This window comes from Acinetobacter sp. AS23 (genome assembly GCF_023612055.1).
Classification (GTDB): Bacteria; Pseudomonadota; Gammaproteobacteria; order Pseudomonadales; family Moraxellaceae; genus Acinetobacter; species Acinetobacter oleivorans.
In genome coordinates this window covers 3,769,391-3,782,488 of the sequence record NZ_CP082274.1, presented here as the reverse complement: position 1 = coordinate 3,782,488, position 13,098 = coordinate 3,769,391, and the positions used below count along the sequence as shown (strand labels likewise).

The following is a 13,098-nucleotide window of genomic DNA, read 5'->3' as shown; positions in this document are numbered from 1 at the left end:
GGTGATTGGATGCTGCAACACATTAAATATAAAAAACTTATTGTAAGTATGTTGCTGTGTTGCAGCCAATTTGCTTTTGCGGCGCCCGTTGTAAAAGAGAAATTGTCACCTTTGCATTCTGATTCGGAAGAACCGGAACATAGTTATGCAGAGGTGCCGATCGAGTCGATTCAACAGTTTGTACAAATCTATGGAATCGTTCGAGATAACTATGTCGATGTGAAGTCTGACGATGCTTTATTTCAACAAGCCATTAAAGGGCTAGTGAGTGGATTAGATCGTTATTCACGTTATTTGTCGGCAGAAGAATATCGTCAACTCATTCAATATACCGAAGGTGATCTTGCCTCGGTCGATTTTGCGTTAAGCCCTGAATTGCATCTCCATAAATGGATGATTCGTGATCTTAAAACAGGTTCAGACTCATATAAATTAGGCTTAAGAAATGGTCAGACGATTCTCAAGATTGATAATCAAGACCTAAAAAACTTAAACCAAGATCAGGTACTTGGTCTGCTTTACGGTTCTATTGGAAGTACGCTTCAAGTACAAGCAGAAGAGTTAAGTGGAAACATTAACTTAGTTCGTAATAAAAAAATAGAAACCGATATCGAACCTGTAATGCTACATAATCAGGTTTTAGTACTCAAAATTAGAGTATTCCAGCAAGATACGGCAAATGAAATTAAACGGTTAATTGAAGAAAATAGTTCACCACGTTTAAAAGCCGTTTTAATCGATTTGCGAAACAATCCGGGTGGACTGTTATCGGCAGCAGTCGAGTCGGCAGATTTATTTTTAAATAACGGAATTATTGTTTCAACAAAAAGCCGCTCGGAAGGTAACCAGCAATTTCAGGCTTTGCCCGGCAATGAATTTCAGAATATAAAATTAGGTATATTAATTAATCATCGCTCTGCATCGGCAGCCGAAGTTTTTACTGCAGCCATGAAAGAACATCAGCGTGCATGGGTCATGGGTGAAAAAAGTTATGGAAAAGGCGTAGTACAAAAGCTATTTCCTTTGCCAAGTGGTGCTGCACTACAAATGACAGTCTCACATTACTACACGCCAAACGGCAATATGATTGAAGGGCAAGGTATTCAGCCTAATCAGACCTATCCTTTGCCCCCAGAAATGAAAGAAGACGTTTATTTAGATCGCGTTGCAGACTTATTTCTAAAGAAAAAGTAGTTTTATACTTCTTCTCCTAATTCGGTATCTAAGCCAAACTTTTTCAGTCGATAGCGTAAAGAACGAAAGGTCATTCCTAGCTTTTTAGCTGCTAATGTTCGGTTCCAATGTGTCATGTCCAATGCGTTCAATAGAAGATCTTTTTCAATATTTTCTAAGTAGCGTTCTAAACCTTCCATTGGTAGTTTTGGTCGAGTTTGGGCAATCGCATTTGAGGTGTCATTCAATGGTTGGGTGGTGATTTGAGAGTTAACACTACTGCCTCTGAGAAGAGGTGCTAGATGTGTTAAATCAATAAATTCATCATCACTTAAGGTAATAGCTCGTTCAATCATATTTCTTAATTCACGAACATTACCCGGGAAATCTTGCTGCAATAAATAAGTTTCACCAGTTGTAGTTAATTGTTTGCTTGGAATTTCCCATTCCATACAAACTTTTTGAATAAAATGATTGGCTAATAACAAAATATCGCCACCGCGCTCACGTAGTGGCGGCAACATGATATCCATCACATGAATACGGAAAAATAAGTCCTGACGGAATTTACCTTGTCGGACTAACAAATCTAAATCTTGGTGGCTGGCGCTGATTACTCGAAAATCAACATCAATTTCCTGATCTGAACCTACTGGACGAATTTTTTTCTCTTGCACTGCCCGAAGCAATTTAACCTGCATACTTAATGGCAATTCGGCAATTTCATCTAAAAATAAACTGCCGCCATGCGCAGACAAAATAAGGCCTTGTTTGTCTTGGGTCGCTCCAGTAAAACTTCCTTTTTTATGTCCAAAAAGTTCACTTTCCATGAGCTCAGTTGGGATGGCTCCACAGTTAATCGCAATAAACGGGCCTTCGCTGCGATTACTCAAGCGGTGAATAAGATTAGCAACAACCTCTTTACCTGTACCAGACTCACCTGTAACAAACACAGGAGCTTGAGAACGAGCTATTTTTTTAATAGCTGTTCGTAAGTTTTGTATTGGGGGAGAACGACCAATTAATAGGTCATTTTCCAAAGTTGTTTCACCAAACTCATGTTCTGGTTTTGGCTGGTTAAGCGCTTTTTTTAATAACTGATCTAAATGAATTTGGTTAATAGGTTTACTTACAAAGTCAAAAGCTCCTGCTTTTAACGCTGCAATTGCAATATCCATATTGCCGTATGCAGTTAAAACTGCAATTGGTGTGTGTGGGTAAGTTTGAGAAACGTGTTTAACCAATTCTAAACCGCTACCATCGGGTAGGTTTAAATCGGTTAAACATGCATCGTAATGAAACTGAGTAAAGAGTTGTTTGGCCTGTTCAACCCGATAAGCAAGATGTGTTTTAATCCCCATTCGTGCAAGAGTCATTTGCATTAAAAGGCACAAATCTTCTTCATCGTCTACAAGCAAAACCAGTGGTTGCTGTTCTGCCATTTCCCCAAAAACCTAATAAAAAATCAATATATTATTGGGCATTCCATTCGGAAGCATGCCCCTTGTTTTTGCTCTACATAAGTGAGCTTTGCATGGTTTGCCTCACAAAAACTATGAGACAAATATAATCCTAAACCAGTTCCATTAATTTCGGTACTAAAAAATGGTTTAAATAATTGAGATATATCACGTTTTGAAACCCCTTCGCCGTAATCGATCACATCAATATAAATTTTATTTGTCTGTGAATGAATGTTGATCAGAACATGGGGTGAATCGGGTGCATTATGTCGTAAAGCATTTCTGACAAGGTTAATGAGCACCTGCCTAAGTTGTTTCTCGTCAAATAATAATTTTAAGGATGAATCGGAAATTTTAAGCTGTATAGAATGTTTAACATCTAAAAGATCTTCGTCTAATAACGTCTTTATGAAATTGTTTAATTCAATCTGGATTGGGTAAGTTCTTTCGCTGCTGGCCAGTCCTAATGTATCTTGAACAATACTATCGATGCGCTTTGTTTGCTTACCAATCATACGACGTAAAGTATTTTGCTGTTCTAAATCACTATCTTTAAGTAATTCATTTGCCTGAACAATGGCTGCTAGGGGATTACGGATTTCATGTGCAATGCTGGCTGAAAGTTGCCCTAAGGCAGCAAGTTTGAGTTGTTGAGCTTGCTGATTAATTTGCTGTGCATCTTGTAAGATGAGTAGTGTCAATGCTTGTTGTGGCACCACAAGATGTTGCACTTTAATATTAATAGAATACGCCGACAGCCGAGACTCAAAAATAAATCGATCGCCTTCTTGCAGGTTATCAAACTTAAGAATTTCAAATAAATCGGGGTGCCATTTCGCTAAAGGGTATTTTTCACTAGCAAATTGAGGAGGAATCCCTAACAGAGAGCAGGCAGCCGGATTACTTAAAACAATGTCATAGTTTTCATCTAGAACCAAATAGCCTTCTTCAATTTGTTCCAAAATATAGCGGTTAATATTTTGTAGTTGATAGAGTTCTATGGATTGGTGGAAAGTCAGTGCTTCAAGTAGTTTAAAGCGCTGTACCGCAATTTGCCCAATGCCATGCACCACAAAAAATAAGAAGGCTAATAAGGCACTATTACCAATCGTATTTAGATTATTGTAGTCAAACAAACTACCAACAAAACGTTGGTAAATAACGGCAATGACAGCAAGTAATGTAATGAGTAAAGACATTCTTGCGCTGAGTAAAATTGCCGAGGTAAATATAGCAATAACATACAGCAAGCTGAGTTGTAGATTTGGTTCACCTACAGAAAATGTAAGTAAGCTCAGGCAGATAACATCAACTACAAAAAATAAAATAAGCTGTTTGGTTGCCTGAGTTGCAACAAACTTAAAACACAAAAGCTGAAGAAGGCTTAATATGGAATAGCCGAGCAGGGTATAAGAATATAAAGAAGGTTGTTGTAGACTATTGTCGATTTGAGCATCGGTTAAAACCAAAATAATATTGAGGCTAACCGCAATAATAAGACGATATAAACCATACCACGTGCCCAAACGAAAAATCGTATGGGACAACGATGAGTTTAAGGGAAATTGCATATAAGTTTAATTATGGCTTGATCAAACCATAACGGATTGCAAGATGAGTGAGTTTAACGTCGCTATCGATAGCGAGTTTTTCAAAAATACGGTAGCGGTAAGTATTCACCGTTTTGACACTTACAAAAAGTTTGTCCGCAATTTCCTGAGCGCTAATACAATTTACAACCATCATTGCAACTTGCATTTCTCGTTCGGATAAAGCGTCAAAAGGCGATTGTTGCGTGTCAGATAGATAGGAACTCGCCAACTGCTCAGCAATATCGGCACTGAAGTATTTGCCGCCTTGCATGACTTTGTTGATTGCCCGAACCATTTCGGTAATTGGAGCACCTTTAGTGATATAACCTTTAGCTCCTGCTTTAAGCAGAAGAGAAGGGTACGGTTCTTCTGATAAACCACTTACAGCAATAACTTTTGTGTCTGGTGCGGTTTGTAGTAAACGACGTGTCGTTTCTACGCCCCCGATGCCTGGCATGTTGACATCAAGCAACACAACTTGAGGATGTTTCTGACGAACAATAGCAATTGCTTCTTCACCCGATTCGGCTTGTCCAATGACCTCTACATCGGCATGATCTTCTAACATACGGCAAATGCCTGTACGTACAAGTTCATGGTCATCCACAACTAAAACTGTAATCAAGAAGACCTCCTTTCTTTCAAAAAACAAGTTTTTTGTTACATAAAGCAAAATTAGCTTGCAATGGAATGACAAAATTAGCAATCCTATTCTTATATAGTGAGCGAATAGTTGTGCACAATTGTGTCGGTAAAAGCGTTATACCTTATACCTCAAATGTAAGGCATAATTATAGTAAGCGCAAATGTGTATCACCCTGAGTCGAGTATTGTGCCGTGAAAAATTCTAAAAAGTCTTTAATACATGTGCTAAGCATGTCTATTTTGCTTAGTTTGAGTTCAACAAGCTTTGCAGAACTCGTCAATAACCCGTCCTCAGGGAGTACTGGGACTGCAAATTTAAATTGGTCTTCAGCTGACGTTAGTCAACTGTTGAATGATGAAGATGATGAGCCGACTATTCAAGGATCAACATCTGTAACTACAACTTTACGTGGTAGTAATGCACCTAAAGTTATAGCATCTGCTCCTAAGCTTGCTCCAATTCGTGATACGAGTGGTTACAATGCTCAGCCGAGCGTCAGTGCTCGAGCTGCGTTAGTGATGGATGCGCAAACGGGTGAAGTGCTGTTTAGTAAAAACACCAATGCTTCTGTGCCAATTGCGTCTATTACCAAGTTGATGACAGCAGTGGTAACGGCAGATGCTCGTTTGAACATGTCAGAAGAAATTATGCTTGAGCAAATTGATTTTGCTGGGGCAAACGGTAAAAATTCAAGTTCAACACTTCGTGTTGGCGACAAAATGAACCGTGCAGAAGTATTGTTGTTTGCTTTGATGAAGTCTGAAAATCCCGCAGCGGCAGCTTTAGCGCGTACTTATCCGGGTGGTCGTCCTGCATTCGTAGCGGCAATGAACGCTAAAGCACGTGCTTTAGGTATGAATGCAACTCATTATTATGAGTCAACTGGTTTAGATCCACGCAATGTATCTTCTGCGCGTGACTTAGGGATTTTAGCGAGTACAGCTTCTCAATATGGTTTGATTCGCCAATTCTCAACTACACCGACCTATGACTTTAACTTGGGTTATCGTGTGTTGAAATCTAACAATACGAATGCTCTAGTGCGTAATGGTGGTTGGAATATTAACTTGTCTAAAACAGGTTATATCAATGAAGCAGGTCGCTGTGTTGTCATGCATACGACTGTAAACTCGCGTCCAGCAGTGATTGTATTGCTTGGCGAGCCAAGTACGCAGGCACGTAATAACGATGCAACTAACCTATTAGGTTGGTTAAGTAATTTACCAAAACGTATTTAATTTAAATATTCTAAAAACGCTTCTATCAAGAAGCGTTTTTTTATGGCTATAAAAAAGACATAAAAAAACGGCTGTGTTGAACAGCCGTTTTTTGAAAACTCAGATTTTACATATTAGATAAAATCGAATCTTTTACTTGGCTCATTGTCGCATCAATTGACAACATCACTGCATCAGCACATTGTTTGATTGCAGTGTCAGGATCTTTCAAGCCGTTACCAGTTACTGTACATACAATTACAGAACCTTCAGCAATCTTACCTGCTTTAATATCGCGAATCGCACCGCCAATAGAAGCAGCAGATGCTGGCTCAACAAATACACCTTCATACATAGAAAGTAAGCGTTGAGCTTCTAAAATTTCGCTGTCTTGAAGTTCATCGAACCAGCCTTTAGAGTCACGTACTACAGCTTTTGCATGGTTCCAGCTTTGTGGATTACCAATACGAATTGCAGTTGCAACTGTTTCAGGGCTTTCAACTGGAGCACCACGTAAGAATGGAGCTGCGCCAGAAGCTTGGTAACCAACCATTGTTGGTAAACCTTCAGGTTTTGGACCAGTGAATTGATCAGTAGCTGCATCATAAATCACTTGTTCAAACTGATCAGCAGGTTGGTTTGCTACAGCTTCGGTATAACCCATCCAGTGAGCTGTGATGTTACCTGCGTTACCAACAGGTAAGCAGTGATAATCAGGTGCGCGGCCTAAAGCTTCAACGATTTCATAAGCAATAGTTTTTTGACCTTGCAAACGGTAAGGGTTGATTGAGTTTACAATTGTTACAGGTGCTTGATCAGCAACTTCTTTTACAAGACGCATACCATCATCGAAGTTACCACGAATTTGCATAGTGATTGCACCATACATCATCGCTTGCGCCATTTTACCCATTGCAATTTTGCCTTCTGGAATCAAAACGAATGCTTTGATACCTGCGCGTGCAGCATAAGCAGCAGCAGCAGCAGAAGTGTTACCAGTAGATGCACAGATAATCGCTTTAGAGCCTTCTTCAACCGCTTTGGTTACAGCCATGGTCATACCACGGTCTTTAAATGAACCAGTTGGGTTTAAGCCCTCATATTTCACATAAATTTCAACATCTTTGCCAATAATACGTGGAATATTCTCAAGTTTAATGAGTGGGGTGTTGCCTTCACCCAAAGAGATAGCACGAGTAGTTGCCGAAACTGGCAAACGGTCACGATAACGATCTACAAGACCAGTATAACGATTGGCATTAGACATGATGGTGTTCCAATTAGAGGTGAAGCGGGAGAGGGAATCTTTCCCTCAACCTGATTAACTATCGAGCGATTCTAAACGAATTCTTACGATTTCGCCACGAATAGCAGGTAATGCTTGGATTTGTGCAAGAGCCTCATCCATTTTAGATTCAACGATTGGATCGGTCAGAATCACGATTGGAATAAGGTCTTTTAAACGGGATTGTTGCATGATGGCATCAATACTAATTCCAGCGCGGCTTAAGATGGTAGTAACATCTGCAAGTACGCCAGTTTGATCTTCTGCATTTAAGCGGATGTAATAACCTGTAGTCATTTCTTCACGGCTTAAAATTGGCACATTTGTTAATGCTTCAAAAGCCAACTGAGGAATTGTTCCTGCACCGTCTTCGGTATAAGAGATGTCACGAACAATATCAATTACATCGGCAACAACAGCAGAAGCTGTTGGACCAGCACCCGCACCAGCACCGTAATAGAGCGTTGGGCCTACAGCATGCGCTTGAACTAAAACAGCATTTTTAACGCCGTTTACATTCGCAATAAGCTGTTCATCTGGAATGAGCGTTGGGTGAACACGTAGTTCAATACCCTTTTCAGCGCGACGTGCAATTCCTAGGTGTTTAATGCGGAAACCAAGTTCTTCTGCATATTTCACATCTTGTGCAGTGATTTTACTAATACCTTCGGTATAGACCTTATCAAACTGAAGAGGAATACCAAAAGCACAAGACGCTAAAATTGTAAGCTTGTGCGCAGCATCAATACCTTCAACGTCAAAAGTTGGATCTGCTTCTGCATAACCAAGTTCTTGAGCTTCTTTTAATACATCATCAAATGCACGGCCTTTTTCACGCATTTCAGTCAGAATAAAGTTGCCTGTACCATTAATGATGCCTGCCAACCATTCAATATGGTTTGCAGCAAGGCCTTCGCGGATGACTTTAATAATTGGAATACCGCCAGCAACTGCTGCTTCATAAGCAATTTGCACAGCATTGTCTTCTGCTGCTTTAAATAATTCATTGCCATGTTCAGCGAGTAACGCTTTGTTTGCAGTCACGACTTGTTTGCCGTGTTTGATCGCTTCCATGATAACTTCGTAAGCAGGGTGGATCCCACCCATAACTTCTACAACTACATCAACGTCTGGTTGACGAACGATGTCAAGTAAATCGGCGCTTTGTTTAATCCCTTCCAATTCTAGATCTGGACGAGGGCGGCGTGTTCCAACGTGGGTAATTTGAATTTCTCGACCGGTGCGACGTTTAATTTCAGCGGCATTTTCTTGTAGTAGTTTAAGGGCTCCTCCACCTACGGTTCCTAGACCGAGTATTGCCAGGCGAACTGGTTTCACGTCACACTCCATTCATCATTTAATCATTTAGTTGAAGCTAGATCATAGCTAAAAAAAACGCCAGACTCTAGCGCTTTTAGTGCCTGTTCAATGAATTAGAGTGCGATGTTTGGAAAAGAAGAGTAGATCAGTCTTTAAACACAGAGAGTTAAAGCATTATTTATTGAAAAAACAAAGCGCTGCAATGAGAGCAGCGCTTTTTGTAAGAGATAGATGATTAATCATTCATCAACTTTAAATGGATTATTTATCCAGACGTTTAATTAATTCATCTGGTGTTAGATATCCACCTAAGTACTCGCCATCAACACTATAAATAGCAGGTGTACCATTTACACCCATGTTTAAGCCAAGTTGATATTGTTCACGAACAGGGTTTTTACATTGAGCAGGCGGAATATTGACACCTTGTACTGCTTGGCTAAAGGCAGCTTTACGATCTGCACTACACCATACAGCTTCCATGGTCGGCATAAATTGCTCACCACGTGGCCAAGCGATATAGCGTACTTCAATACCCTTTTCATTAATTTCAGGTATGTGCTCATGTAGTTTATGGCAATAAGGACAGCTTGCATCGGTAAACACATAAATCACATGTTTAGCTTTACCGCCTTTCGCTGGGTAAACAATCAAATCTTCATTTTTTAACGCAGCAAGATGCTTTTTATTTTCTGAAGCTTGAAGATTATCTCCAATATTATGAAGCTCTTTGCCTCCTAATCGGATTACATCACCCTGAATTAAATATTTTCCATCACTGGTTGTATAAATCGATGTCATCCCTTCGAGATTTACCCAATACAAATTAGGAACTTCTGTCGGCTTGATATCTAAAATTTTGGCATTGATATTTGCATTCTTAAATTGTTTCTGCAAAGTTTCAATTAAACGCTGCTTATCATTACGTTCGATAATGGTTGAAGCTTCCCCAGTAGCAGGTGCAGTCGCTGTGAGCGCATCTTCTTTTTGTGGTTTGTTTTCTTTAGAACAAGCACTGAACAAAAGGCTAGATGCCAGAGTGCAGGCAAGAAAAATTTGAGAGCGGGTAAAAGACATAGATAACCCTTATTTCATCAGTATTTATAGTCAGAAGCTGCTAAGCATAACAAAAAATCTAATGTGTATTGTTAAAACTTTCTTAACCTTTGTGAACGAAATCAAACGATTGATATGAAATAATTGTCTGGAACTTTAAATCTTTATCATCCTCTAGGGTGATGTTTTTCATGTAATTGTTGCATTCGTACTTGTGCAACATGTGTATAGATTTGTGTTGTAGATAAATCGCTATGACCCAGTAACATTTGTACTACGCGTAAATCAGCGCCATGATTGAGTAAGTGTGTTGCAAAGGCGTGACGTAAGGTGTGAGGTGAGAGTTCAGCTTGAATATTGGCTTGAAGCGCATAGCGTTTAATGGCATACCAAAAGTTCTGCCGACTCATAATTCCGCCATGTTGGGTCAAAAAAAGATAGTCAGTCGAGCTTTTGTAGAGCTGAGGCCGAGCATTATGCAAATAGCGTTCTACCCATTCACAAGCGAATTGTCCTAATGGAACTAAACGTTCTTTATTGCCTTTACCTGTAACACGTAAATAGCCTTGCTTTAAATTAATGAGCTCTAATCGCAAGTTAAGTAGTTCTGAAACACGTAAACCGCAGGCGTAAAGTACTTCAAACATTGCTCGATCACGTAAGCCAAGTGCTGTATTGATATCGGGTGCTTGGATCAGTGCTTCAACATCTTCTTCAGATAAATCTTTGGGTAAGGCCCGTCCAATTTTTGGAGAATGGTGAGTTGCTACAGGATTATCGCTTCGTAATTTCTGTTCACGTAAAAATTTGTAAAACTGGCGTAGAGCAGATAAGCAGCGAGCAATCGAGCGGGGACTTTTCCCTGCTTTTGTCAGTTCAATTAGAACATCAGCGATATCATCACTTGTCCACTCTGGAAGAGCTGTTTTTTTATGAAGTTCACTGCATTGAATGAGGTCAGATAAATAAGCATTTCGTGTATGTGGACTTACTGTCTGTGCAACTAAATAGTCGCGGAAACCTTGTAAAAAGCTTAAATGTTCAGGAATTTGAACTGGGCTTGGAATACGCGGTTTTTTATTCAACATACACTACATCCTCTAAACCTCTGTACTTTAAAAGAAACTTTAAGGTTTGTCGATTACACTGAATAAGAAGTGAAATTTAACCTTATTTGGTAATTATTCTCATTTATATGTATACTAGAAAAAAAGGTTTAGGATCGGATGCGGTGCGTTTATCAGCTTTAAAAGTGAAGCAAGCGGCGACCATCACCAAAGTGAATCGGATAGAAGTAGAGTCCGAGCAGCAAGATTTGGTCGCAATTCGTTTGGAAAGTCTGGGCTTTGTACCAGGCACACGAGTGGAAGTGATTACCAAGGGTATTTTTGGTGGTGATCCGATCTTGATCCAAATTGGCTTTACTCGTTTCGCTTTACGTAAAGCAGAAGCGGAAAAAATTGAAATTTTAGTAGAAGAAGGAGTACCCGCATGAGTGATGCGTTACGTATTGCCCTTGTGGGAAACCCGAACTGTGGTAAAACCTCTCTTTTCAACCACTTAACTGGAACTCGACAAAAAGTTGCAAACTATGCGGGCGTAACTGTTGAGCGTAAAGTAGGTCATTTTCAGTTACCGTCAGGTCGAGCAGTGCGTGTACTCGATTTACCGGGTACATATAGTCTAAATGCAACTAGTCCTGATGAAGTTATTACCCGTGACGTTTGTTTGGGTAAGATTACAGAAGAAGGGCAGCAAGATGCATTTTTGTGTGTGGTTGATGCCACTAACTTAAAATTGCATTTAGGACTAGTACTCGAAATGATCGGGCTAGGCCGTCCGATTTTACTTGTACTGAATATGATGGATGAAGCGCGTCGTCGTGGTATCCAAATTAATACTCAAAAGTTATCTCAACGTTTGGGTGTGCCCGTTGTTGAAACAGTTGCTGTTCGTAATGCGGGCATTGAAAATTTATTACATGCCCTTGATCAAGAAAAATACAGTGTGCCACAGACTGAACTGAGTGGCTTGACTGGAACTCATCATCAAAAAATCGATATGATTTTTAAAGATGTTGTTCAATATGTCGATCAGGGCGATAAGCGTACTGATTTTCTAGATCGAATTTTCTTACATCCAGTTTTAGGCCTACTTAGCCTTGCACTCATGATGTTTATTGTGTTCCAAGCAGTTTTTGCATGGGCAGCCCCATTCATGGATGGCATTGAAGGTTTCTTCGGCTGGTTGGGTGAAGTGGTGGGAACTGTGATTACACAGCCACTACTGCATAGTTTGGTTGTTGACGGAATTATTGCGGGTGCAGGTGGCGTTGTGGTGTTCTTGCCACAAATTTTAATCTTGTTCTTCTTCATTTTAGTATTAGAAGAATCGGGCTATTTACCGCGTGCAGCATTTTTACTTGATAAATTAATGTTTCAAGCTGGTTTAAGCGGACGAGCCTTTATTCCTTTACTTTCAAGCTTTGCTTGTGCAGTACCGGGAATCATGGCAACGCGTAGTATTAGTGACCCTCGTGATCGTTTTACGACCATTATGGTTGCGCCATTAATGACTTGTTCGGCACGTTTACCAGTATATGCCTTGCTGATTGCTGCATTTATTCCAGAGAAAATGGTCTGGGGTATTTTCAACCTACAAGGTCTGGTGCTATTCGGTCTGTATATGGCTGGTATTGTGAGTGCACTTTGTGTTTCATTTTTAATGAAATTCTTCCAAAAAGATAAGTCTCAACATGCCTTATTGCTAGAGCTGCCGAGTTATCGTTTCCCTGATTTAAAAAGTGTGGGAATCGGTTTGCTGGACCGTGCAAAGATCTTCTTGAAGCGCGTCGGCGGAATCATTTTTGCGCTCTCTATTTTGCTCTGGTTTTTGTGTACTTTCCCCCAACCACCAGAAGGGGCGACATTACCTGCTATAGATTATAGTTTTGCCGGTATGCTCGGACACCTTATTCAACCTTTATTTGCTCCAATTGGTTTTAACTGGCAAATCTGTATTGCTTTAATTCCAGCTATGGCTGCGCGTGAAGTTGTGGTTGCAGCATTAGGTACGGTTTATGCCTTGTCTGCAACGAGTGACGATGCTGTAGCTCAAGGTTTGTCACATCTGATTAGTGCAGATGGCACAGGTTGGTCTTTGGCAACAGGATTGTCGCTTTTAGTGTGGTTCATTTATGCCCCACATTGTTTGGCTACGTTGGCAACAGTACGACGTGAAACAGGTTCATGGAAACATGTTGCTGCCATGACTGCATATCTGTTCGGTTTGGCTTATTTGGCATCGTTTGTTACCTATCAAATTGCTTCCCACTATTGGGGTTAAA

General features: G+C 40.1%; 11 protein-coding genes. 4 read left to right on the top strand and 7 right to left on the bottom strand.

The window, feature by feature from the left end; all coding sequences use genetic code 11:
* Positions 1-9 precede the first annotated feature (9 nt).
* On the top strand, positions 10-1,194 hold the full coding sequence (locus K6I41_RS17930; RefSeq protein WP_151989359.1) for a S41 family peptidase: 1,185 nt from the start codon (positions 10-12) through the stop codon (positions 1,192-1,194).
* A 2-nt stretch (positions 1,195-1,196) separates the two neighbouring features.
* Here K6I41_RS17930 and K6I41_RS17925 read toward each other — a convergent pair whose 3' ends face one another.
* Genes K6I41_RS17925 through gacA form a run of 3 tightly spaced genes read right to left on the bottom strand, consistent with a single transcriptional unit; the run spans position 1,197 to position 4,853 of the window.
* Complete coding sequence (locus K6I41_RS17925; protein WP_250374883.1) at positions 1,197-2,615, bottom strand: sigma-54-dependent transcriptional regulator; 1,419 nt, start codon at positions 2,613-2,615, stop codon at positions 1,197-1,199.
* Positions 2,616-2,638: 23 nt separating this feature from the next.
* Positions 2,639-4,207, bottom strand: coding sequence for a sensor histidine kinase (locus K6I41_RS17920; RefSeq protein ID WP_198308288.1), 1,569 nt, complete (start codon positions 4,205-4,207; stop codon positions 2,639-2,641).
* Between the two features lie 10 nt (positions 4,208-4,217).
* Positions 4,218-4,853, bottom strand: a complete 636-nt coding sequence (gene gacA, locus K6I41_RS17915; protein WP_003654436.1) for a response regulator transcription factor GacA — start codon at positions 4,851-4,853, stop codon at positions 4,218-4,220.
* Between the two features lie 212 nt (positions 4,854-5,065).
* Here gacA and pbpG point away from each other — a divergent pair, with 212 nt between their 5' ends.
* Complete coding sequence (gene pbpG, locus K6I41_RS17910; RefSeq protein WP_147306163.1) at positions 5,066-6,112, top strand: D-alanyl-D-alanine endopeptidase PBP7/8; 1,047 nt, start codon at positions 5,066-5,068, stop codon at positions 6,110-6,112.
* Positions 6,113-6,218: 106 nt separating this feature from the next.
* Here the strand turns inward: pbpG and thrC are convergent, their stop codons facing one another.
* The 4 genes from thrC to xerD all read right to left on the bottom strand — a co-directional run bounded on the left by thrC (position 6,219) and on the right by xerD (position 10,840).
* Complete coding sequence (gene thrC / locus K6I41_RS17905; RefSeq protein ID WP_004795157.1) at positions 6,219-7,358, bottom strand: threonine synthase; 1,140 nt, start codon at positions 7,356-7,358, stop codon at positions 6,219-6,221.
* 54 nt (positions 7,359-7,412) lie between these two features.
* The gene (locus K6I41_RS17900; protein ID WP_005301642.1) at positions 7,413-8,714 is read right to left on the bottom strand and encodes a homoserine dehydrogenase; all 1,302 of its coding nucleotides are present in this window, start codon (positions 8,712-8,714) and stop codon (positions 7,413-7,415) included.
* Between the two features lie 243 nt (positions 8,715-8,957).
* Positions 8,958-9,773, bottom strand: a complete 816-nt coding sequence (locus K6I41_RS17895; RefSeq protein ID WP_013199128.1) for a DsbC family protein — start codon at positions 9,771-9,773, stop codon at positions 8,958-8,960.
* 146 nt (positions 9,774-9,919) lie between these two features.
* Entirely contained in the window at positions 9,920-10,840 is a 921-nt protein-coding gene (gene xerD, locus K6I41_RS17890; RefSeq protein WP_049838278.1) for a site-specific tyrosine recombinase XerD, read from the bottom strand.
* Positions 10,841-10,983: 143 nt separating this feature from the next.
* Between xerD and K6I41_RS17885 the strand changes: the two genes are divergently transcribed.
* Positions 10,984-11,247 carry a FeoA family protein gene (locus K6I41_RS17885; protein ID WP_013199126.1) on the top strand — a complete coding sequence of 88 codons (264 nt, stop codon included), beginning with the start codon at positions 10,984-10,986 and terminating at the stop codon, positions 11,245-11,247.
* Positions 11,244-13,097, top strand: a complete 1,854-nt coding sequence (feoB, locus tag K6I41_RS17880) for a ferrous iron transporter B (protein WP_250374882.1) — start codon at positions 11,244-11,246, stop codon at positions 13,095-13,097. The genes K6I41_RS17885 and feoB overlap by 4 nt, the downstream gene beginning before the upstream one ends.
* The last annotated feature ends 1 nt before the right edge of the window (position 13,098 follow it).

What these genes read in the sequence shown, in the direction of transcription:
- K6I41_RS17930 (WP_151989359.1), top strand. Translation starts at nt 10, where the DNA reads ATGCTGCAACACATTAAATATAAAAAACTTATTGTAAGTATGTTGCTG.
- K6I41_RS17925 (WP_250374883.1), bottom strand. Translation starts at nt 2,615, where the DNA reads ATGGCAGAACAGCAACCACTGGTTTTGCTTGTAGACGATGAAGAAGAT.
- K6I41_RS17920 (WP_198308288.1), bottom strand. Translation starts at nt 4,207, where the DNA reads ATGCAATTTCCCTTAAACTCATCGTTGTCCCATACGATTTTTCGTTTG.
- thrC (WP_004795157.1), bottom strand. Translation starts at nt 7,358, where the DNA reads ATGTCTAATGCCAATCGTTATACTGGTCTTGTAGATCGTTATCGTGAC.
- K6I41_RS17895 (WP_013199128.1), bottom strand. Translation starts at nt 9,773, where the DNA reads ATGTCTTTTACCCGCTCTCAAATTTTTCTTGCCTGCACTCTGGCATCT.
- xerD (WP_049838278.1), bottom strand. Translation starts at nt 10,840, where the DNA reads ATGTTGAATAAAAAACCGCGTATTCCAAGCCCAGTTCAAATTCCTGAA.
- feoB (WP_250374882.1), top strand. Translation starts at nt 11,244, where the DNA reads ATGAGTGATGCGTTACGTATTGCCCTTGTGGGAAACCCGAACTGTGGT.